Source organism: Haloarcula japonica DSM 6131 (assembly GCF_000336635.1).
Taxonomy (GTDB): Archaea; Halobacteriota; Halobacteria; order Halobacteriales; family Haloarculaceae; genus Haloarcula; species Haloarcula japonica.
Genome location: NZ_AOLY01000036.1, coordinates 45,321 through 65,955, shown reverse-complemented (window position 1 = coordinate 65,955; position 20,635 = coordinate 45,321). Strand labels below are relative to the sequence as shown.

General features: G+C 63.7%; 20 protein-coding genes and 2 pseudogenes (1 of these 22 running past the window's edge). 8 read left to right on the top strand and 14 right to left on the bottom strand.

Annotated features, from left to right (window positions below):
- From C444_RS11270 to mct, 4 genes and pseudogenes are all read right to left on the bottom strand, one after another.
- Positions 1-332 (bottom strand): annotated as a pseudogene (locus C444_RS11270) (ATP-dependent DNA helicase) (it extends 2,079 nt beyond the left edge of the window).
- A 140-nt stretch (positions 333-472) separates the two neighbouring features.
- Positions 473-1,033 (bottom strand): TATA-box-binding protein, encoded by a 561-nt coding sequence (locus C444_RS11265; protein WP_004516850.1) that lies wholly within the window; start codon positions 1,031-1,033, stop codon positions 473-475.
- Positions 1,034-1,236: 203 nt separating this feature from the next.
- Positions 1,237-1,677, bottom strand: coding sequence for a TRAM domain-containing protein (locus C444_RS11260; RefSeq protein ID WP_004592955.1), 441 nt, complete (start codon positions 1,675-1,677; stop codon positions 1,237-1,239).
- Between the two features lie 70 nt (positions 1,678-1,747).
- A pseudogene (gene mct, locus C444_RS11255) lies at positions 1,748-2,918 on the bottom strand (succinyl-CoA:mesaconate CoA-transferase).
- Positions 2,919-3,039: 121 nt separating this feature from the next.
- Here mct and glmS point away from each other — a divergent pair.
- Genes glmS through citE form a run of 5 tightly spaced genes read left to right on the top strand, consistent with a single transcriptional unit; the run spans position 3,040 to position 8,310 of the window.
- Positions 3,040-3,480: a methylaspartate mutase subunit S gene (gene glmS / locus C444_RS11250; protein WP_004592954.1), complete on the top strand. Its 441-nt coding sequence runs from the start codon at positions 3,040-3,042 to the stop codon at positions 3,478-3,480.
- 2 nt (positions 3,481-3,482) lie between these two features.
- A complete protein-coding gene (locus C444_RS11245; protein ID WP_004592953.1) occupies positions 3,483-4,946 on the top strand; it encodes a methylaspartate mutase subunit E in 1,464 nt (487 codons plus the stop codon).
- Positions 4,936-6,204, top strand: coding sequence for a methylaspartate ammonia-lyase (locus C444_RS11240; RefSeq protein WP_004592952.1), 1,269 nt, complete (start codon positions 4,936-4,938; stop codon positions 6,202-6,204). The genes C444_RS11245 and C444_RS11240 overlap by 11 nt, the downstream gene beginning before the upstream one ends.
- Positions 6,197-7,273 (top strand): 2-methylfumaryl-CoA hydratase, encoded by a 1,077-nt coding sequence (gene mch / locus C444_RS11235; RefSeq protein WP_004592951.1) that lies wholly within the window; start codon positions 6,197-6,199, stop codon positions 7,271-7,273. The genes C444_RS11240 and mch overlap by 8 nt, the downstream gene beginning before the upstream one ends.
- Positions 7,270-8,310: an L-malyl-CoA/beta-methylmalyl-CoA lyase gene (gene citE, locus C444_RS11230; protein WP_004592950.1), complete on the top strand. Its 1,041-nt coding sequence runs from the start codon at positions 7,270-7,272 to the stop codon at positions 8,308-8,310. Before mch ends, citE begins: the two co-directional genes overlap by 4 nt.
- A gap of 15 nt (positions 8,311-8,325) precedes the next feature.
- Here citE and C444_RS11225 read toward each other — a convergent pair whose 3' ends face one another.
- Together C444_RS11225 and C444_RS22340 are read right to left on the bottom strand one after the other, a co-directional pair.
- Positions 8,326-9,444: a pyridoxal phosphate-dependent aminotransferase gene (locus C444_RS11225; protein ID WP_004592949.1), complete on the bottom strand. Its 1,119-nt coding sequence runs from the start codon at positions 9,442-9,444 to the stop codon at positions 8,326-8,328.
- Between the two features lie 38 nt (positions 9,445-9,482).
- Entirely contained in the window at positions 9,483-9,626 is a 144-nt protein-coding gene (locus C444_RS22340) for a hypothetical protein (RefSeq protein ID WP_004592948.1), read from the bottom strand.
- Between the two features lie 74 nt (positions 9,627-9,700).
- On the opposite strand from C444_RS22340, the gene C444_RS11220 reads away from it, so the two are divergent.
- Together C444_RS11220 and C444_RS11215 are read left to right on the top strand one after the other, a co-directional pair.
- Positions 9,701-10,210: a CinA family protein gene (locus C444_RS11220; protein WP_004592947.1), complete on the top strand. Its 510-nt coding sequence runs from the start codon at positions 9,701-9,703 to the stop codon at positions 10,208-10,210.
- A 36-nt stretch (positions 10,211-10,246) separates the two neighbouring features.
- Entirely contained in the window at positions 10,247-10,753 is a 507-nt protein-coding gene (locus C444_RS11215) for a metal-dependent hydrolase (RefSeq protein WP_004592946.1), read from the top strand.
- On the opposite strand, the gene C444_RS11210 is transcribed toward C444_RS11215, so the two are convergent.
- Complete coding sequence (locus C444_RS11210; protein ID WP_004592945.1) at positions 10,750-11,511, bottom strand: PHP-associated domain-containing protein; 762 nt, start codon at positions 11,509-11,511, stop codon at positions 10,750-10,752. The two genes, C444_RS11215 and C444_RS11210, sit on opposite strands and share 4 nt — an antisense overlap.
- A gap of 114 nt (positions 11,512-11,625) precedes the next feature.
- Here C444_RS11210 and C444_RS11205 point away from each other — a divergent pair, with 114 nt between their 5' ends.
- Complete coding sequence (locus C444_RS11205; protein ID WP_004516837.1) at positions 11,626-11,925, top strand: DUF7565 family protein; 300 nt, start codon at positions 11,626-11,628, stop codon at positions 11,923-11,925.
- A gap of 125 nt (positions 11,926-12,050) precedes the next feature.
- Here C444_RS11205 and C444_RS11200 read toward each other — a convergent pair whose 3' ends face one another.
- From C444_RS11200 to C444_RS11170, 7 genes are all read right to left on the bottom strand, one after another.
- Positions 12,051-12,488, bottom strand: a complete 438-nt coding sequence (locus C444_RS11200) for a transcription elongation factor Spt5 (RefSeq protein WP_004516836.1) — start codon at positions 12,486-12,488, stop codon at positions 12,051-12,053.
- 4 nt (positions 12,489-12,492) lie between these two features.
- The gene (locus C444_RS11195) at positions 12,493-12,672 is read right to left on the bottom strand and encodes a protein translocase SEC61 complex subunit gamma (protein ID WP_004592944.1); all 180 of its coding nucleotides are present in this window, start codon (positions 12,670-12,672) and stop codon (positions 12,493-12,495) included.
- Between the two features lie 140 nt (positions 12,673-12,812).
- Complete coding sequence (locus C444_RS11190; protein WP_004592943.1) at positions 12,813-15,266, bottom strand: methyl-accepting chemotaxis protein; 2,454 nt, start codon at positions 15,264-15,266, stop codon at positions 12,813-12,815.
- Positions 15,263-16,501 carry an ABC transporter substrate-binding protein gene (locus C444_RS11185; RefSeq protein WP_239641293.1) on the bottom strand — a complete coding sequence of 413 codons (1,239 nt, stop codon included), beginning with the start codon at positions 16,499-16,501 and terminating at the stop codon, positions 15,263-15,265. Before C444_RS11185 ends, C444_RS11190 begins: the two co-directional genes overlap by 4 nt.
- A 129-nt stretch (positions 16,502-16,630) precedes the next feature.
- Positions 16,631-17,791, bottom strand: a complete 1,161-nt coding sequence (gene ftsZ / locus C444_RS11180) for a cell division protein FtsZ (protein ID WP_004592941.1) — start codon at positions 17,789-17,791, stop codon at positions 16,631-16,633.
- A gap of 103 nt (positions 17,792-17,894) precedes the next feature.
- Positions 17,895-19,250 carry a D-aminoacyl-tRNA deacylase gene (locus C444_RS11175; protein ID WP_004592940.1) on the bottom strand — a complete coding sequence of 452 codons (1,356 nt, stop codon included), beginning with the start codon at positions 19,248-19,250 and terminating at the stop codon, positions 17,895-17,897.
- Positions 19,250-20,611, bottom strand: a complete 1,362-nt coding sequence (locus tag C444_RS11170) for a Na+/Ca2+-exchanging protein (RefSeq protein ID WP_004592939.1) — start codon at positions 20,609-20,611, stop codon at positions 19,250-19,252. Before C444_RS11170 ends, C444_RS11175 begins: the two co-directional genes overlap by 1 nt.
- Positions 20,612-20,635: the final 24 nt, after the last annotated feature.

Sequence of the window (20,635 nt, the reverse complement as noted above, 5' to 3'; positions counted from 1 at the left end):
TCGCGCTTGCCGACCAGCGAGATGCCGGCGAACGGCTCCTCGATGCCGGCGTTGAGCGCTCGCAGGTCGTCGACGAACTGCTGGAGTTGCTGTTTCACTGGCGTGACGACGACCATCCGCTCGTACAGGTCCGTATCGCGGACCAGCGTCGCGCCAGCGGTGAGCGCGGCCATCGTTTTGCCGGTCCCGCAGGGGCCCTCCATCGCAAGAAAGCCGCGTGCCTTGCCCGCCTCGATGGCTCGTTCGACGGCGTCGGCCTGGTTCTCGTAGGGCTCGTCGAAGCCGAAATACGTGCGCCAGGACTCCGTGCCCGTCGAGGCGGGGTCTGCCATTGAACCGGGGTTAGTCGTCCCGGTATTTGAACCGCGGGGTTCGAGTCCATCGCTGTCGCTCTCTGCGAGTAGCGTCGGGACGGTAGTGAACGGAAAAACGGGCTGTGACTGATCGCCGCCCAGTCACTGGCACCGAGCCGTTAGTCCAGCAGGCCGAGGTCGCTGAGCCGCTCGACGATAGTGTCGACGGCTTCCTCCGCGTCCTCCTTTCGCTTCCCGCCGGTGACGACGAGTTTCCCTGAACCGAACAGCAGCGCGACCACGTCGGGTTCGTCAAGTCGGTAGACGAGGCCCGGGAACTGCTCGGGCTCGTACTCGATGTTCTCAAGCCCAAGGCCGATGGCGATGGCGTTGAGGTTGAGCGAACTCCCGAGGTCCGCGGAGCTGACGATGTTCTGGACGACGATTTCGGGGTCGTCGTCGACCTGAATATTCAGATCGCGGAGCTTGTCGAAGACGATGCGGAGACTCTGGTGGACGTCGTCCGTCGACTTCGCACCAGTGCAGACGATCTTGCCCGACCGGAAGATGAGCGCGGCGGATTTGGGGTCCTGTGTCCGATAGACGAGGCCCGGGAACTGCTCGGGGTCGTAGTCGGCCCCCTCCAGGTCCATCGCGACGCTCTCAAGGTCGAGTTCTTGTCCGATACCGGTCGAAGCAACGACATTTTCGATGTCAATGCTCTCTTTTGGGTCGACCATATAGTGTTTTAAATACCGGATTTAAATCATATAAACGTTTGTGATGCTGTGATTACTAGTCGTTCTTCGACCTCTACCACGTCCGACAGATTCCATTCAAGTGGGGGTAGGTCGGCCGAGCGACCCGCTATGACTGTTTGTTCCGGCCCTGTAAGGACTGCCAGCCCGGCGGTCACTGGGCCGTTGAAAACGGAACTGGTCCGCTATACGGTCCGGCCGTCGTTGTCAACGACGCTCGCAAACGCCACGTTCTCCTGTACGGTCTCGATTTCGACGGTCGGCGAGTCGCCCGGTTCGCCGTCGGGGACGATGACGACGTAGCCCCGCTCGACCTTGGCGATGCCGTCGCCCTGGTCGCCGAGCGATTCGATGGTCACGTTTCGGATTTCGCCCTCGTCGACCGGCGGTTGCGGCACGCCGGTGTCGGCTCGCTCCGGGTCGGTATCCTGTGTGGGCGTCTGCGGCTGGGCTGTCGCCGACGAGCTGGCATCGACCTGCGAGAGCAGTCCGACACGGTAGGTCTCGCCCGGCGAAATCGCTCCGTGGGACACTTCGCTTTTCGGAATCTCGACAATATATCGGTCCCCGTCAGTCTCTACTCGCGCACTGAACAATGTACTGAGTGCATCTGGAACTTCGACCATAGCCTATTCTACGGCTCATGATAGATAATGGTCCTGCCCTGATGTGGTGAAAATTGCCGGCAGTTGCCAATTAGTCGTCGCTTTCGACCCGATTGGTCCCCGTGTCGACTCCGGCTTCATCGAGCAGTTCCGCCCTGTGCTCGTCTAGCAGCGGCGCGCGACCACCGGGTGAGGGCATCGTCTCGGTCATCTTTATCGGACTGCCGGCGATGGTCATCTTCCCGTCGGCACCGGGCTGGTCGACATCGGTGAGCATCTCCCGGTCGCGGATGTGTGGGTCGTCGAAGATGTCGGCGGTGTTCTGGACTGGCGCGGCCGGCACGCGCCCTTCGAGCAGATCGAGGAGCGTCTCCGAGTCGATGGTGGTGGTCCAGTCAGCGATCTCGCGGCGCAGAGACTCTCGGTTCGCGATCCGACTGCCAGCATCAGGGTAGTCCGCGGCGAGGTCCGGACGCTCCATCGCCTCACACAGCGCCTCCCAGTGGCCGTCGGCGAACGCCGCGATGACGACGTGGCCGTCGGCGGCCTCAAAGGAATCGTACGGGAACAGCGTCGGGTGAGAGTTCCCCTGCCGGGTCGGTGACTCGCCGTCACAGGAGTACTGGTACACTGTTCGCTCACACAGCGACACCATCGAGTCGTACATCGCCGTATCGACGTACTGCCCCTCCCCAGTGCTGTCTCTTATACACATCTCNTCGCGCCATCAGAGATGTGTATAAGAGACAGGGGCCGACCTTCGTCGGCGGTCCGTCCGACTGCCCCGTGATTTCCATGACTCCGCCCAGCGCCTGCGCAATAAGGTCGAACGACGGCTGGCCCTGTCGGTGGGTTTCGCCCGTTCGCGGGTCGCCAAAGCCTCGGATGGAAGAGTAGATGAGGTCCGGGTTATGCTCCCGGAGCGTCTCGTAGCCGCAGTCGAATTTCTCCATCGTGCCGGCCTTGAAGTTCTCGACGACCACGTCTGCGCGCTCGACGAGTGAAAGGAACGCCTCGCGGTCTTCATCGGCCCCAAGGTCGAGTTCCAGCGAGCGTTTCCCACGGTTGACGCTCTGGAAGTAGCCGCCGTAGGCTTCTTCGTCGCCGTCGCTCAGGAACGGCGGGTTCGACCTGATGAGGTCGCCGCCGGGGCGTTCGACCTTTACCACGTCCGCGCCCATGTCTGCGAGCAACATCGTACAGTACGGTCCAGCGAGGACCTGTGTCAGGTCGAGCACACGCAAGTCGTCAAGCGCACCCATGCGAAAACCACGACGGGGCGGCCGCATAAACCTTCTTGAACGTCCATTATAAATTCCTTAAGGCCATATTATCATGAAAGACCATTAGGTTTATCACTACCCGACGACGACGACGTAGTACATGCCCCGGACCGTTATCCTCGGCGTGATTGGCTCCGACGCGCACGTCGTCGGCATCACGATTCTAGAGCAGGCGCTCTCGGCCGCTGGCTTCGAGGTAATCAACCTCGGTGTCCAGACCGCACAGGACGAGTTCGTCTCCGCCGCGAAATCTCACGACGCCGAGGCAGTACTGGTATCCTCCCTGTACGGGCACGCCCGCCAGGACTGCGAGGGGCTGCACGACGAGCTCGACGACGCCGGGCTCGACGTGCTCACGTACGTCGGTGGGAACCTTGCCGTCGGACAGTCCGACTTCGAGGAGACGCAGGCGACGTTCCGACAGATGGGTTTCGACCGCGTCTTCGACGCGGAAACGGACCCGGAGGAGGCTATCGAAATGCTCCGCGAAGACCTGCAACTGACGACAACAGAGGCGGAGCAGATCAGGGTTGACGGGTGACTATGCCAACTGACGAGCGACTCAGCGACGACCAGCTACAGCGCATCGCAAACGATCTCAGAGACAACTGGCACACAGGCCGCGAAGTCGACTTCGAGGAAGCTATTGCCTTCCACGAGTCACTGCCGGCCTCGAAGCAGTTCGCCACCGTGCTGGAGTCGGCTGACCAGCCGCTCCTCCAGCCGCGGGCGGGCGTCCCCTGCCTCGAAGAACAGATCGACCTGCTGCGGTACCTGCAGGACGAGGGCGGCGCGGACCTCCTGCCGACGACCATCGACTCGTACACGCGTGACAACGAGTATGAGAAAGCAGAGGAGGGACTGGCTGCCTCCCGCGGCAGCGACGAGAACGAACTGAACGGGTTTCCAGCGGTCAATCACGGCGTCGAGGACTGTCGACGACTTATCCGCGCGCTGGACGCACCTGTCGAGGTCCGCCACGGCACGCCCGACGCCCGGCTCCTGGCGATGGTCACGCTCGCCGGTGGGTTCCAGAGCTTCGAGGGCGGGCCGATCTCCTACAATATTCCGTACACCAAACGGCACGACCTCGCGACGACAATCGAGCACTGGCAGTTCGTCGACCGGCTCTGCGGGGCCTACACTGAGCGTGGCGTGACCATCAACCGCGAGCCCTTCGGGCCGCTGACCGGCACCCTCGTCCCGCCGAGCATCGCCATCGCGGTGATGCTCGTCGAGGGCGAACTCGCCGCGACGCAGGGTGTCCGGTCGCTGACGCTGGGTTACGGACAGGTCGGAAACCTCGTGCAGGACGTGGCGGCGCTGCGGGCGTTGCGGAAGCTCGGCAACGAGTACCTCCGCGACGAGGTGACCGTCACGACCGTCTTCCACGAGTGGATGGGCGGCTTCCCGCCCGACGAGGCCCGAGCCAACGGCGTCATCAGTCTCGGCGGCGCGACGGCGGCCGTCGCCCAGCCGGACAAAGTCATCACGAAGTCCGCCCAGGAGTTCCAGGGCGTGCCGACGAAGGAAGCCAACGCGGCCGGACTGCGAACGACGAGACAACTCATCGATATGATGATCGAACAGGACATCGACCTGGGGGGTATCGACGAGGAACAGGCGCTCATCGAACGGGAGACACGAGCGCTGATGGACGCTATCTACGAGGCCGGCGACGGCGACGTGGCACAGGGGGTCATCAACGCCTTCGACAGCGGTGCACTGGACGTGCCCTTCGCGCCGAGCGACGCCGCCAAGGGCGCGGTGCTGCCGGCCAGAGACGACGACGGCCGGGTCCGCATCTTCGAGTTCGCGGACCTCGCGCTCCCGGACGAAATCAAGGAGATCCACGCCGCACGGCTCGGCGAACGGGCCGAGACCGAGGGCCGCGACCAGTCGTTCCGGATGGTCGCCGACGACGTGGACGCCATCAGCGACGGGAAGCTCATCGGGCGTCCGACCGGCGACAATAGACCCGCGGGGGGTGCAAGCGATGCGGATTGAGGACGTTCGGACCGTTCCCGGCCTTTCCGGCTTTTTCTTCGACGACCAGCAGGCAATCAAGGACGGAGCGACCCAGACCGGGTTCGCCTACGACGGTCAGCCGGTCACCGAGGGGTTCGACCGTATCCGCGAGGCCGGCGAGGCGCTGATCGTGGAGATTGAACTCGCCGACGGCTCCATCGCCACCGGCGACTGCGCCGCGGTCCAGTACTCCGGAGCCGGCGGCCGCGACCCGCTGTTCCGGGCCGAGAAGTACCGCCCGGTCGTCGAGGGACCCGTCGCCGACGCCCTCCGCGGCCAGGACGCGACCCAGTTCGGGGCCAACGCGACGATGCTGGAGGAGATGGACGCCGAACGTTCGGGCGGTGGCCAACTCCACACTGCGGTCCGATACGGCGTGTCGCAGGCGCTGCTGAACGCCGCCGCGCAAGCGCGGAGGGTGACGCCGACGGACGTGCTCGCCGACACCTACGACACCGAGCCGGCGACTTCACCGGTCCCGGTGTTCGGGCAATCGGGCGACGAGCGCCGCATCAACGCCGAGAAGATGCTCATCAAGGGCGTGCCGGTGCTCCCTCACGGCCTGTTCAACAGCGTCGAGAAGGTCGGCGAGAACGGCGAGGGGCTGCGTGACTACCTCGCGTGGCTCTCCGACCGGGCGACGGCGCTCGGTCCGGAGCCGTACTCGCCGCGGTTTCACGTCGACGTGTACGGCATCCTCGGGAAGGTGTTCGGGCCGCCCTACGACCGGACCGAGGTGACGGACTACTTCGAGACGCTGCGGGAGGCCGCCGCGCCGTACCCCCTGCAGGTCGAGGGGCCGATGGACGCCGGCGGCCGGCAGGCACAGATAGCCGAGATGGCCGAACTCCGCGAAGGACTGGCCGGTGCGGGCGTCGACGTGGACATCGTCGCCGACGAGTGGTGCAACACCTTCGAGGACGTGCAGGCGTTCGTCGACGCGGAAGCGGCCGACCTCGTCCAGATCAAGACGCCGGACCTCGGCGGCATCCAGCGCTCGGCTGAGGCGGTGCTGTACTGTGACGGCACGGACACCCGTGCCTACGTCGGCGGCACCTGCAACGAGACCGTGACCTCGGCACGGGCCTGTGCCCACGTCGCGCTGGCGACCGACGCTGCGCAGGTGCTGGCAAAACCGGGCATGGGCTTCGACGAGGGGTTCATGGTCGTCACGAACGAGATGCGGCGGGCGCTTGCCAGACGGGACGCTACACGGGAGGTGCCGGCCGATGACTGACTGGTCCGACCCGGACGCCGTGGACCTCTCGGACGCTGTGACGTTCGATAGGCTTCTCGACCGGGCCGAGACCAGGGAGAAGGGCCACTTCTTCGAGTTCTTCGCTGAGGGTGACGAACTCGCGCACGACCCCGGCCTCAGACTCTCCCATCACGGCAGCGAGCAGTGGATGGGACAGACGCTCAACCACGACCCGGCGTACTGGCGGGCCGACACCGCCCGCGAGCGTGGCTTCGAGGCGCGCCCGGTCCATCCGGACTACCTCATTGCGTGCGTGATGGGTATCACCGTCGAGGACCTCTCGGAGAAGGGCGGCTACTTCCTCGGCCGCGACGACGTAGAGTTCCACCAGCCAGCGATGGCGGGGACGCCGCTGTCGGTCACCTCGACCGTTGTCGACACCCGCACGTCGTCCTCCCGGCCGAAGTACGGCATCGTCACCTGGGAGACGGAAGGCCGGGACCGCGAGACCGGCGAGACGCTGGTGTCGTATCGGCGGACGAACATGATACCGCGCCGCGAACCGGCAGCGACCGACGGCGGTGCGATGGGCGAGCAGGACGACGGTGGACCGGCGGTGCCTGACACCCTCCTCTCGCCCGAGGGGGAGCGCTTCGAAGATTTCCGGCGGGCGCTCGACACCGCTCAAAAGGAGAACGCCGCTGTCGCCTACCGCCACGAACGCGGGCGGACGATGGACGACCAGCTGGTCGCCGGCCTGCCGCTGGCGACGCTCAACACTGCTCGCCAGCACCACAACCGCGACGAGATGGCCGACTCGCCGTCGGGCGATATTGTCGCGTACGGCGACGTGACCCGCTCCATCGCACTGGCACACGCTCGCTCCGACGAGGCGACCTACCGCGAGCGACGGTTCGCCGACGAGCGGTTCCACGACTTCGTCACGCTCGGGGACACTATCTACGGCTTCACCCGCGTCCTCGACTGCGATCCCGACGCCGGACCGGAGCAGGCCGGCGCGGTCACGTTCGAGCACGTCGCGTTCAATCAGGACCAGACCCCGGTCTACTCGGGCCGGCGAACCGCACTCATTCAGCGAGATACATGACACGACTCTGTCGCACATTCCAGACCGCACCGGCCGCGATACCGAACGACAACAGCGCGAAGTTCCTCGTCTCGGGACTCACCAGCGAGGGATTTCAGGCCCCCGATTGGCTTGTCCCAGACATCGAGGACGGGACCGCGCCGTCGATGAAAGACGAGGCCGTCGACAACATTGTCGAGCACGTCCCCGACCACGCCGACGAGTTCGCGGGGGACATCCTCCCGCGGGTCGAATGGGCCTACGACGACGCCGACGCCCGTGAGCGCGGCATCGAGCAGGTGACTCGCCTGGCCGATGAGGTCGGCGAGGAACTCGACGGCTTCGTTTTCCCGAAGACCGGCCGCCTCGACGATGTGCGCGACGCAGCGGGTGTCGTCGCCGACGCGGAGCGCGACGCCGGGCTTGCGGAGGGAACGCTGGAGATGGCAATCATTCTTGAGACGGCACCAGGTCGCTCGGACCTTCGCGAAATCTGCCAGTATGCGGCCGACTCACGGCTCTCCGGGCTCGTCTTCGGTCCGGTGGACTACACGGCGGAACTCGGCGGTCGCACGCTCGACGGCGAGCGGCCCCGCTGGGACGGCCTGCTCGAAGCGCTCTCGAACGAGACGAGCGCGGCTGACATCGTCGCCATCGGCGGCCCCTTCGACCAGTTGTTCCACGGACGCGCTGGCGTCACCTACTACAACGCCGAGGGGTACGCCGATCAGGTGGAGTACGAGGCGACTATCGGCATCGACGGCTCGTGGTCGCTGCACCCCAAGCAGACCGAACAGGCGAACCGCATCCACATGCCGACAGTGGAAGAAATGGAGCGAGACCTCCACAAGATCGAGTCGTTCAACGAGGCCAAGCGCGAGGGGACCGGCGCGGTCGTCGTCGACGGCCAGATGGTCGACGAAGCGACCTACAAGAACTTCGCCAATACCGTGAAAACTGTTCGAGCCATCGACGAGACGCATCCTGCCCAGACCGAGGAGTACTACGACGACGACCTGCTGGCGCGGGCGCTGGACGTGGAGCTAATATTCGGCTAAGCCGACAACAGCTTTTCACTCGAAATAGTTCGCCAGCCGGTGGGCTGCCTCGTCCACACGGGAAGTCACGAGTGCGAACCGTATCCAGTCGCGCCGAGACTCGCCGAAGGCCTCGCCGGGCATCCCGGCGACGCCGGCTTCGTCGATGAGTTCGTACACGTTCTCGAAGGACCCAGGGAAATCGGGGAACCGCGCCATCACGTAGAAGCCACCGTCGGGGCGGTTGTACTCGGCACCGGCCGCAGCCAGTGCGGCACAGAAGTCGTCGACGCGTTCTTCGAGCCGCCGTCGACAGGCGGCGTAGTAGTCCGGACTCGTCGTCTTCAGCGCCCGCAGGACGGCGTACTGGGCCGGTCTGCTTCCGGTGACGTTCGTGAGCATGTGCTGAGTGCGAGCGCGCTCAAGGAGTGCCCCGTTCGGGCCATCCTCCGGCGGGAAAATCGCGCAGCCGACCCGGAAGCCGGTGATAGCCATCGTTTTCGAGAAGGAGTTGGTGGCGACGACGTGGTCAGAATCGGCGTGCAGTGCCGAACTGAACCGACCTGCGTAGTCGAAGTGGTCGTACACTTCGTCACTGAGTAGTAGGGCGTCGTACTCCTCGGCGATGGCCGCGAACTCGGCCATCGCGCCGGCGTCGTACACCGCACCTGTCGGATTGTTCGGCGAATTGACGACGATGACGGCAGTCTCCTCACTTGCGGCCGCCCGAACGTCTGCTGGTTTCAGTCGGTTGCTCTCGTCGACCGGAACGAAGGAGATGTCCGCGCCGATGAAGTTGGCCCGGCCGGCGTAGTAGGGATAGACGGGGTCAGTCAGGAGGATCTCGTTGCCGTCGAAGCGATGGAGTCCGCCGGTCATCGCGAGGTGGTTCGCCTCGCCAGCGCCGTTCGTGACGATCACGCGGTCCCGGTCTACGCCACGCCGAGCGGCGATTTCGTCGCGGAGCGGCGTCAGCCCAACACTGGGTGGATACTGGTAGTCGTCGGCCGAGGCTTCGGCGTAGTCTCGAAGCCCGTCCCGAAGTCCCTCAGGCGGGTCCCAGTCGGGATTGCCCGACACCATGTCCACCACGTCCCGGTCGGCCCGGGCTGCGTACTGCATGACCCGGAAGAACTGGGGTTCCGTATAGTCCATATGTCCACTCCGACTGCCGGCCCCGTCTGCTTTTCTGTCTACTGGCGGACGTACAGCGTCAGTCCGCCGATGACCAGCAACAGCAGTCCCCACAGGAGGTCCGACCCCGGCAAGACCCAGAGGAACAGCGTCACGAGGCCCGACGTTACGAGTGACCAGCCAAGCGTCGTCTGATAGCTCACACACGCAGTTGTGTCTCTGAACTGAAAGTATCCCGCCCTGAACGCTTATTCGCCTGTCACGACAAACACCGGCAATGGCAGACGAGACAGCGGACCCGGTCGAGAAGCGCGTCGGCAAGCGTCTCCGAGAAGCTGCTGCTACGGTCGCCACCGCGGAGTCCTGTACCGGTGGCCTTGTCGGGTCGAAAATAACGGACATACCTGGCTCCAGCGATTACTTCGACCGCGCACTGGTCACCTACTCCTACGAAGCCAAGCGGGAACTGCTGGCCGTCTCGCGGGAATCGCTGGACGCTCACGGCGCGGTCTCTGAGCCGGTCGCTATCGAAATGGCTCGGGGCGTTCGCGACACCGCCCGGACCGACTGGGCCGTCGCCACAACCGGCGTCGCCGGGCCCAGCGGTGGCTCACCGGAGACGCCCGTCGGCACGGTGTACATCGCCGTTGCCGAGGCCGCCCCGTGGGGGACCAACGAGTCCGGCGTGACGGTATCTCGCTACGAGTTCGACGGCACCCGTCGCGAAATCAAGGCGGCCATCGCGACACAGGCGCTCCGAGACCTGGAAACCGCAGTACAGGAGTAGTAAGCTCTTTCAGTTGGGACACAGACGGTCCGGTAGATGAACAAACGCGGGCACGTCCTGAACGCCGTCCTCCTGAGCATCGGACTGGGGTACGTTCTCGACCCCTCGGGCGACGTGACGACCTTCGCGACAATCGCGGAGGTGTTCCTTCCAATCGTCCTGGGCGCACTGTTCCCCGATGTCGACACCGCCTTCGGCAAGCACCGCAAGACGCTGCACAACATCCCCGTCCTCGTGATATTCCTGGTGCATCCGCTGTATCACGGCGGCAATCTGCAGTGGGTGTGGCTCGGCGTCCTCACGCACTACGTGCTTGACTACTTCGGCTCCCGACGGGGCATCGCGCTGTTTTACCCGTTCTCGGACACAGAGTACGGCTCGCCGACAGGCGTGACAACGTCAAGCGACCGCGCTGAAGCCGTTACCGTCGTGATTACTGCCTTCGAACTGCTCGCGGTTGCCCTGCTCGTCCACGTGCTCCCACAGTACCTGCCGCCAACGGTCAGAACCTTCGTCGTCGAGAACAGCGCGTTCTTAGTTTAGTAGACCCGCACGTCGTTGAATCGACCGTCGTACGCGACGTGGTCAGGGTGTGTCGGCTCTGTCCCCTGCAACATTAGTCGGTCGAACTTGCCCCAGGTGTTTTCCAGCCCCAGATGCGCCCACTCGACCGCCCGGCGGAGGCCGTGCGAGAGACCGTCGCGGTGGAACAGCGACCGCTCCACGTCGGTTTTCAGCGCCGTACTGAGCGCCGCCACGTCGTCGAATGCCTCGGTGAAGGTCACGTACGCCTCACCGACGGTCCCGCGGACATGGGCATACGACGAGACGAACGGCTCGTGGCCAGTCTCCGACGTGAACGACTGCGCGCGGTCTCGGTGGTGGGACAACTGCTTGGGATTGTACACTTCCAGCGCGTCGATACTGTCGTCGTACGCTTCGATGTCGTCCAGTCCGAGGCTCACGTTGAGAAAGCCGGGATGGGGAACCAGTACAGCCGCGTCTTGGCGGTCCAGTTCTCGCATCGCGCCGTCGAAGGTAATGAAATCCGGGATCGGCTCTTCGAGTCCGATGCCTAGCACGTGCCGGCGCTGTTGCCAGGTGCCAGTAAATATCTCTCTGGCTGGAAACACAGTCAGCTCTTCGTCGGAAAACGTCTCTGCTTGCCGCCGTATCTCCGGTAGCCGCGTGAAGTGCGGTGCATACACCAGCGCGTCGAGGCCACGTGCCTTCGCGCGCTCGACAACCCTGTCGTCGAGCACTTTCACGTGGAGATCAACGGCATACCCCTCGGGTTGCACGGTCAACGCTAACTCCGTACTGCCATTAGGGGTTTCCGTTTCGATAGTCTGCGAGACAGACCGCTGACAGATGCAGCCAACGTTTTTAACCCCGCGTCGCCTGCCACTGAGCAAATGCCACGCTGGGAGTGCGACATCGAAGGGGACGACAGACAGTTCGACCGCGTCGAGGAACTCATCATCCACCAGTCGGTCGAACACGACCGCATCGAGTGCAAGGTCTGCGGTGCCGTCGTCCCCGACGGTTACTTCGCTATCAAGCACGCGTTCGACGAACACTCCCGCGCGGAGTACGTTCGCGCTTACGACGCCTCCGCCGCCGAGGTCCGCCGCCGCGAACAGATCAAGGAATCCGTCGAGGCCGCCGCGAACATGAGCGAGGTCATCGACCGACTGGAAGGCGGCGAAGCGTAGCAACTGCGCGTTTTTGAAAACGGAGACGGCGTATCAATTGGTACGTCGCCGAAGAAGGATTATCCCGGTCTCTCACGGACGGCTACGCTCCCCGGTCGAGTTGAACGAGGCGCGTTTCGCTGCGCTCAGCGCTCCTCGCTATCCAACACCCGAATCTGGTCACCACGCACGGTAACCGGAATCGGGACCGTCGCCTCGTACAGTTCGACGGTGACCTGATCCTTGCCCTCGTCGATGCGCTGGACTTGCGCCTTCTCGCCCTTGAACGGGCCGGCGATGAGTTCGACGATGTCGCCCTCCGCGATGCCTTCCACGTCCGGTTTCGGGGAGAGGAAGTGCTCGACTTCCGCCATCGAGGACTCGCCCTGCACGACGCCGTTGGCGTGGGGAATCTCGTCGAGGATGCGGTCGAAGACGTTGTGATCGTCCGCTTCCACCATCACGTAGCTGGTGAGCGAGTCCGGCGCGAGCGCGGCGTGGATCTCGTCTTCCTCACGGGAGATGATCATGTCCGCGACGGTGCGCTCCTGACTGGCCGTGGTTTTGACTGCGTAGATCCCCATCAGTTTACACCGGCTTGCTGCCAGGGATGAAGGTCATCACGGCGAAGATGATGAACCCGAGCAGTCCGACCAGCGCGATTCCCGCGCCGGCGATTTTCGCGATCTGGGAGAACTCCTCCCACGACGGCGTACTCGCCAGTTTGAGTACGCGGATGTAGGAGGTGAGATCGTATGGAACGTCCATAGCGGGTCGTACCCACTGGTGGCTTTTCTATATTGTGGTGCGCGACGACGAGCCTGCACTCCTCAGAGAGTATAGCGGCCACGAAAAAATCAGCCGACAGAGCGGCCGATACCCGCAATGGATCGTCCGAATTCGTTCGATCAGTCGTCAGTCAGCGCAGTTCCGCCCGATCCGTGTGTCCCCAGTTCGCTACCGTCACCGGCATCGCCGGTTTCGAACTGGTCGATAAGCTCCTTGAGGTCAGTCGCCTGACTGGAGAGCGACTGTATCTTCTCGGTGACCTCCGTGATCGACGCCGTCTGTTCCTCGGCGGACGCGGCGACGTTTTCGGCCTCGGCGGATGTCTCCTCGCTGATCGAGCCGACTTCCTCGGCCATCGAGACGACTTCTTCCATCGAAGCCGCCTGCTCGTCGGTCGCGTCGCTGATAGCCTGGACGCCGTCGTTGGCTTCATTGACCTGCTGGACGATACTGGTCAGCGAGTCGGTCGCGTTTTCGACCGTCTCTTTCCCGGTGTCGACGCTCTCGCCCATGTCCCGCATGTCTTCGACGGTGGTGTCCGTCCGGGATCGAATGTCGTCGATCATCGACTCGATATCAGTCGTCGCTTCCTGGGTCTCCTCGGCGAGCGTCTTGATCTCGCGGGCCACGACGGCGAACCCTTCGCCCGCTTCACCGGCCCGAGCGGCTTCGATGTTCGCGTTGAGCGCGAGCATGTTCGTCTGCTCCGCGATCTCGTCGATGAGCGTCGTGACCTCGCCGATGCGCTCCATCTCCTCTGCGAGGGACTCCACCTGTTCGATAGCCTCGGTGGACTTCCGTTCGAGCGCCTCGATTTCGGCGGCGGCCTGCTCGGCGTATTCACGGCCGGATTCGCCATCGTTGACGGCCTGCTGGGACTTCGATGCGACTTCGTCAGTGGACGAGGTGATTTCCTCGACAGTCGCAGACAGGTCGGTCATCTCGTCGCTCACCTGCTGGATGTTCCGGTTTTGCTCGTCAGCGCCTTCGGCGATCTGTTGCACCGACTCGCTCACCGACTCGCTGGCCGACCGCACCTCCTGTGCGCTTGCCGAAATGGTCTCCGTCGAACTGTCGACGGTGCCGGCGAACCCTTCGATGCGGTTGACCGTCCGTTCGAGTTCCGCGATCATCTCGTTGAAACTCTCCGCGATATCGACCATCGCGTCGTAGTCGCTGTCGGTGGCCATCCGCTGGGTGAGGTCTCCGGCCGCCGACTTGTCCATCACGTTGCTGAACTCGGCCGCCTTCGCTTCGAGGGCGGACGCCATCGACTCAGCGTCTTCTTTCGCCGCCTCCGCCTCGTCTCTGGCGGCCTCGACGTCAGTGATCAACGTCTGGATATCCTCGCCCATTTCCTCCAGCGCCGCACCGAACTCGCCGGGAATGTTCTCGTCGAGCGCCGGGTCGTCGAACCGCTTCGCAGCGAGCGCGTCGGCCTGGTCCGCGGCGGTCGTCAGGTACGCCTGCATCGACGCGAAGGAGTCGTACAGCTGTCCCATTTCGTCGACGCGCGTGGTCTCGGGGAGGGTACTGTTGATCTCACCCGCGGCGATGTCCTCGGCGCTTTCGGCCACGCGGGAGAGTGCGTTCGCGGTTCCGCGCCCGATTGTCACACCGACGACGAACAGCGCTCCGACGGCAAGCGCCACCAGGAGCGCGATGTTCTGGGAGACAGCCGACTGCAGTGCGAACGCGCGGTCCTGTGGCACGTGATACAGCAACGCCCACTCAGTGCCGGTCACGGGCGTGTACGCCATCACGTATTGCCCGTCTTCCATCCCCGTTCTGGCGGAGACGGACTTGTAACCGGTTTCGCCGTTCAGTGCTGCTTCGACACTCGTGTCGGTCGCATCCCCGGTCGCCGCGTACTCTTCGAGAATCGAGCTTTTCCGGTTGTCGAGTATGATTTGGCCGTTCGACCCGACGACTTTCACATCCCCGGTCGCAAACGGTGACGTGAACTCGTGGGAGCGAGCCTCGAGCGAGGCCGTCAGCACGACGTATTCGTCGGTACCGGAGACGGGCTGGACGAACGCGATAACCGATTCGTTACCGCTCTGGTACGCTTCGGACGTGCCCGTTGGTCCCGATGAGACGATTGCACCACTCGCGTCGGTCCACGGGTCGTCAACGTCGCTCAGTGCAACGCCGTTCAGGTTGTCGTCGGTGCTGGCGGTGACTGTGCCGTCAGCAGTATCGACGTAATGCAGCGCACGGACATCTCCCGGGAGCCCAATGAGCTTCTGTTCGAGCCACCGCTGGTGGTCTGTATCAGAGGTTGACTCGGACCGATCACCGATAGACGCCGCGAGGAACGACGCAGTGGATTGCTTGTTCGAGACCCAACTCGACACGGAACTCGACTGGGACTCTGCAACGCCGAGGATCTGCTCCTCGGTCTGTGACTCGACCAGGGACCCGGTGTCGAGGTGGATCGCTGCGCCGCCGAGCGCGAGCACGATGACCACGCCGAGCAACAGGACGCCGAACTTCGCCGCGTACCGCCGCCGAATAACGTCAGGGAGCGCACGCTCCGTCGCCTGAACCATCCGGCTCGGGAGCGAACTCATTGGGTCCCTCCCGATTTGAAGAACTGCGGTTGCAATAGCTCCAGTGACTCGACTGACCCGTTATTGACTCGTTCGATCAGGTACGAACTCAGGGGTTCAAGGTTCGAAGTCAGGTCAACGCTTCCGGACGCGCCCTGATAGTTCACTGCTCGGCCTGCGTCAGTGAGTGACCGAACACGACCGAAGTCACCGACTGAAACAGTGTGTCCAGACCCGCCGGAGACTGATTGAATGGTCTCGGCGATTGCCGGTCCGCTGGCTTCACCGGCCTGTTCGGCGGCACACGCCATCAAAAACAGCGCGTCGTAGGCGTTGACCGAGTACGCTCTGGGCTGGTCGATATCCGAGAGTCGGCGGACGAGTTCGAAGTACGCCTGCGTTCGCGCAGAGGACAGTGACGCACTGTAGAACCCATCGTAGTACGACGGGAGATCGCCGCCGAACATCCCCGCAGACAGGACCCATGGAACGTCGTACTCCGACTGACCGTACGCATCGAGGATGCCGCGCTCTTGCCCAGTGGCGCTGGTGAAGCTGACGGCATCGGGGTCGTTCTGGAACACGTCTGCGAGCGTGTCGTCGAACGATTCCGACGACGGGTCGTACCGAACATCGGCGACGACCTCGGCGTCTAGTGCCGCGCGTTGTGCCTCTGCCAGCCCGGCACCGAATGAATTGTCGATGCTCAGTAGCGCGACGGAGTCCGCGTCGATGTACAGCGAGTCGTCGACAGCTTTCGCCATCACTACCGCTTGTGCCCCGTCGTTCGGCACCGTTCGGCCGAAGTATTTCCGCCCGTTGGATCGGCCGGCGGTCGATAGTTGTGGGGCAGTACTGGCGGGGCTGACTTCCATAATCTCGTCGTTGGCCGCCTCGGGTGCGAGAGCGAGCGACGCGTCACTGACGAGGCCACCGACGAAACCGATGACACCACGGTCGACAAGCGTTCGATACTGCTCGACAGCGGTTTCGGCGCTAGCTTCGGTATCGAGGACGGTCACTTCGACGTCGGTACCGCCGATACCACCGCCTGCGTTGACATCGCTCGCTGCCTGCTCGACCATACGCTTGCCATGTTGCCCGAGTGGTGCGAGCGTCCCACTGAGTGGGAGGAGCGCACCAAACTGTACAGTGTCACCGCTCCCGCTCAGAGAGCCAAGGCAGCCGGACGAGAGTCCCAAGCTCCCAGCTGCAATACATTTTTTGAGAACACCACGCCTCGAATCTGAGTACATAGAGAAAGAGTCCGAATTTCCGGATAAACGCTTTTCGGCGAGAATATCACTTATGATAGGAAAAATGTAGATACAGCTGTACGTTCTGGCGATTAGAGAAAAATAAAAAAGCTGAGACGACGAGGCGGTTTAGTCGACGTAGTCGATGTCTTCGCCGAGTTGCTGGGCGGCCTTCTCCTGTTCGGCCTCGCTCTGGCCGTAGATCTGCGGGCTCTCGACACCGGTGACGACGATCATCGTCTCCATCTTGCCCTCGAACTCGTTGTTGACCGACGCGCCCCAGATGATGCGAGCGTCGGGGTCAATGCGGTCGTAGATCTCCTCGACGACGCCCTCGGCTTCCTCGATACTCATGTCAGGGCCGCCAACGACGTTGACGAGCGCGGAGTTCGCACCGTCGAACTCTACGTCCAGCAGCGGGGAGCGAAGCGCCGAGCGGATAGAGTCCTGGGCCTTGTTCTCGGAGTCGGACTCGCCGAGACCGATCATGGCGACGCCGCCGTTCTCCATGATGGTGCGAACGTCGGCGAAGTCCACGTTGACGAGGCCGGGTTTGGTAATCAGTTCGGTCATGCCCTTGACCGAGCGCATCAGCACGCGGTCACAGATCTTGAACGCGTCCTGCAGCGGCATCGACGGCGCGTAGTCCAGCAGGCGGTCGTTCGGCACGACGATGACCGTATCGGAGACGGAGCGTAGTCGTTCGAGCCCGGCGTCGGCGTTGGCACGGCGGCGCTCACCCTCGGCGGTGAACGGAATCGTAACGATAGAGATGGTGAGCGCGCCGGCTTCCTGAGCAGCCTGTGCGACGACCGGGGCCGCGCCGGTACCGGTCCCACCGCCGAGACCGGCGGTGACGAACACCATATCCGAGCCGTCGATGGACTGCTGGATATCCTCGATATCTTCCTGTGCGGCCTCCTCGCCGATTTTCGGGACCGAACCGGCACCGCGGCCGCCGGTACGCTTGCGGCCGATGAGAATCTTGGTGTCAGCGGCGACTTCGTCGGCGAGGTGCTGTGCGTCGGTGTTTGCGGCGACGAGCTTAGCCCCGTGGATTCCCTCCTCCATCATCCGGGTGACCGTGTTCCCGCCTGCGCCACCACACCCGACGACCGTGATCTTCGTCTCCAGGTCTTTGACGACGCTTGCCAGTTCCTCGTCGGACATCGTCCCCGACGTCGACATGTCCTGTGACGGCGTCGATGTCGTTTCGTCGACAGTTCCGCCAGCCGCGTCCTCCCCGTCTTGTTCTGCCTCGTCGATAGCGTCGTCAATTATCGAATCCATAATTTAAAGCGTCCTTGCAGACGAATAGTTATTAGTTTTCCCCCTGCGTCTGACGTCCGTCTGACGTGTTATGCCCCAGTTTCGACGGCTGACACGCCAGTGTTCACAGAGTATATCGACGTATACGCTCGCGCTGGAACCGCTCCGGGTCGATCTCTTCCCCATCGATTTCGACTGACTCGCCTGAGGCGAGTTTCCCGAACTTCGGTCCTTCTGGGATGCCGGCCGTGCGTGCGAGGTCTGGGTCGAACGCCACCTCGCGGGCGACGAGTTCGCCCGCGTTTCGCTCGACACTGTCGAAGCGCCGTTCCAGAATTTCGACGAGTGGCTCGACAACCACTTCCAGCTCCGTCGTCGCCGGACAGACAATCGGTCCGGTGAGCACGGTCCCGTTCTGTTCGGTCGCGTACCCGATGGACTGTCGTTCGACGGTCTCGCGCAGTGCCTCGTTATCGACGCCGCGTACGTCCGAGATAAGTTCGTCGGGGAGATCGATAACCGTCCACTCGCCGTCGTATCCGGGTGCAAGCTCTCCGAACCTGAGACCGTCGTCGACTGGCCGGACAGCGTCTTCCAGCGTCTCGACGAGGCCAAGGTCGACACCGGTCGTCTCCTGCACGAACGTCTCGCTGACGACGCGGTAGCCCAGCGATTCGATAGCTGCCTCGAGATCCGGCCGGTTGCCCTCCATGAGGGCATAGTCGGCCGCGCTGGCTCGGAAGGCGCGGTCGAGAACGGCATCGCGCTCCTCGTCGCTGTCGGCCCACTCCGCTAGTGCGTCCAACGACCAGTTGGCGGCGATGTGACCGACCGCCCAGTCCGTCTCGCGGACGACGCGCTCGAATCGCGGGGCGTAGTGACCGCCGCCGATACCGAGGAGGTGTCGGCGCGTCCCGTTCTCCCGTGGCTTGTCGGCCGGTTCGTCGGCGAGGTCCAGTATCGCCCTCGCGGCGGCCTCGGCGGCGTCTGGGTCCTCCCACTGTGGCTCCGCACTGCCGACCTCGACGAACATCGACGGGACGCCGACCGCCGTCGGGCCGTGGTGCGTACACTCCATGCCGACCTCGTAGTCCGGCGGGGCATGGCGCTGGAGCGCCGAAACCACAGCCTCGTGTGCACCGGGACAGGCGCGGGCGAACTGCCCGTCTTCGCCGCCGTATTCCGCGATGCCGAAGTTCCCAGTGTGGTGGGCTGTCAGGAGTTCATCCGTCTCGCCGGCGTGTTTCGAGGCGAACACCAGCAGGTCCAAGCTGTCGAACGCCGCCGCGACGTTGTCGATGTCCAGATGTAACGCCTCGAACTCACGGAGCTCGACGCTGTCTGTTCGGTACACTGTGCCGCCGCCCTCGTCGTCGGGCTGCGTTTCGTCGATGCTTGTTTCCCAGTCTCGCAACGAGTGCAGGAGCTCCCCGATGTGAGTCGATGCCGCATCAGCGTGTGAAACAACGATTCCGAGCATCAGTCGGCGTTCTCCGGGTGGATCGGTTCACGACCCATTGCGGTCCGGACGGCGTCTCCGGCCAATCCGAACAGGTGTTTCAGCGCCTCGCGGCGCTGGACGAACAGTCCGGCCCCGACGACGACATACAGCCCCGTGTACGCCAGCAGGAGGTCGTGGCTCGATAGCGGTACAGCGACGAGGTCCCTGATGATAGCGAACTCCAGAATCACCTGCGAGATGAACAGCACGAACAGCCCGACTGCTTCGCGGATACTGATCTCGAAGTTAACTAGGATGGCCAGCGCAAAGAAGGACTGGGCCGCCGTAATCCAGATTTCCGCGCCCTGTCTGGCATCGAACGGCAGGACGCCGTACCCGCCGAGCGCGATGGAGTACACCACCGCGATGGTCCCGATGAGCAGCGTCCACTGATTGAGTTTCGAAGAAATGAGAGCGTTGAACCCTGCCGTCGAGCGGGCCTTGTTGACCAGTACGGCGACGACGATGAGTTCGGGTGACTCGCTGGCCAGCGGGGCGACCCACTGGATCATGAAGAACTCAGGGATGCCGTTCGCGACACCGATCTCTTCGAGGCCGTGGGCGAACGGCTCGACCGCAGTGAAAATCATCGCGCCGGAGTAGCCAAACAGCACCAGGACGACGAGCGGCCGCCACGGTAGCGACCACTCCTGAAAGTACTTCGGCACGCCGACGGTGTGCTCGCTGTGTTCGATGTCGGACTTGAGCACGAGGCCGATGTACGCGACGTAGAGGCCGACCAGAAACAGCGTATCGAGGATACCGATACCGCCGCCGAGGGGGACGAAAAACGCCCACATCGTCGCCAGGAAGAGGAACGAAATCTCGGTCGCGATGTCGGTATCTAGCTGGACGGCGTCTTTCAGGAACCCGTCGCGTTTCTGTACTGCGGGGTCCCGCGTTTTCGCGGCGCGCCAGACGGTGAACACGGCGATACCGGCCCAGCCGATACCGATGAGGATGCGGTTCGCGCCGGTCATGTTCGCGATAGCCAGGTTCGCGTCGTGACAGGCACGAGCGAGCCCCCCAGTCGCGGACTCGATTTCTGCCGCCGTGAACTGCCGACAGGCTTCTGTCGTCGCGCCACCCGCTCCGGCGTTCCAGGCGTACAGCGCGTCGACGGCGTACTCGGGAGCCACAGCGAGAATGGCGAGGACGGCGATAGCGAACGCTCTCGGTACGTCTTTCTCGGCGGTTTCAGCGCCCCAGGCCAGAAGGAACGACGCCCCGAGGACGGCGAGCCCACTGACCGCGACGGTGGTCACGTTCCCGACCTCGATGCCGGAAACGAATAGGTAAATCCAGCCGACAGTCAGGGCCAGCGCGACTGCGACTTGCATCAGTGGATGGCGAAAACGACTCAC

Excerpts from the sequence above, each read along its gene's own strand:
- C444_RS11265 (WP_004516850.1), bottom strand. The coding sequence starts at position 1,033 with ATGGTCGACCCAAAAGAGAGCATTGACATCGAAAATGTCGTTGCTTCG.
- C444_RS11260 (WP_004592955.1), bottom strand. The coding sequence starts at position 1,677 with ATGGTCGAAGTTCCAGATGCACTCAGTACATTGTTCAGTGCGCGAGTA.
- glmS (WP_004592954.1), top strand. The coding sequence starts at position 3,040 with ATGCCCCGGACCGTTATCCTCGGCGTGATTGGCTCCGACGCGCACGTC.
- C444_RS11245 (WP_004592953.1), top strand. The coding sequence starts at position 3,483 with ATGCCAACTGACGAGCGACTCAGCGACGACCAGCTACAGCGCATCGCA.
- C444_RS11240 (WP_004592952.1), top strand. The coding sequence starts at position 4,936 with ATGCGGATTGAGGACGTTCGGACCGTTCCCGGCCTTTCCGGCTTTTTC.
- mch (WP_004592951.1), top strand. The coding sequence starts at position 6,197 with ATGACTGACTGGTCCGACCCGGACGCCGTGGACCTCTCGGACGCTGTG.
- citE (WP_004592950.1), top strand. The coding sequence starts at position 7,270 with ATGACACGACTCTGTCGCACATTCCAGACCGCACCGGCCGCGATACCG.
- C444_RS11225 (WP_004592949.1), bottom strand. The coding sequence starts at position 9,444 with ATGGACTATACGGAACCCCAGTTCTTCCGGGTCATGCAGTACGCAGCC.
- C444_RS11220 (WP_004592947.1), top strand. The coding sequence starts at position 9,701 with ATGGCAGACGAGACAGCGGACCCGGTCGAGAAGCGCGTCGGCAAGCGT.
- C444_RS11215 (WP_004592946.1), top strand. The coding sequence starts at position 10,247 with ATGAACAAACGCGGGCACGTCCTGAACGCCGTCCTCCTGAGCATCGGA.
- C444_RS11205 (WP_004516837.1), top strand. The coding sequence starts at position 11,626 with ATGCCACGCTGGGAGTGCGACATCGAAGGGGACGACAGACAGTTCGAC.
- C444_RS11200 (WP_004516836.1), bottom strand. The coding sequence starts at position 12,488 with ATGGGGATCTACGCAGTCAAAACCACGGCCAGTCAGGAGCGCACCGTC.
- C444_RS11195 (WP_004592944.1), bottom strand. The coding sequence starts at position 12,672 with ATGGACGTTCCATACGATCTCACCTCCTACATCCGCGTACTCAAACTG.
- C444_RS11190 (WP_004592943.1), bottom strand. The coding sequence starts at position 15,266 with ATGAGTTCGCTCCCGAGCCGGATGGTTCAGGCGACGGAGCGTGCGCTC.
- C444_RS11185 (WP_239641293.1), bottom strand. The coding sequence starts at position 16,501 with ATGTACTCAGATTCGAGGCGTGGTGTTCTCAAAAAATGTATTGCAGCT.
- ftsZ (WP_004592941.1), bottom strand. The coding sequence starts at position 17,791 with ATGGATTCGATAATTGACGACGCTATCGACGAGGCAGAACAAGACGGG.
- C444_RS11175 (WP_004592940.1), bottom strand. The coding sequence starts at position 19,250 with ATGCTCGGAATCGTTGTTTCACACGCTGATGCGGCATCGACTCACATC.
- C444_RS11170 (WP_004592939.1), bottom strand. The coding sequence starts at position 20,611 with ATGCAAGTCGCAGTCGCGCTGGCCCTGACTGTCGGCTGGATTTACCTA.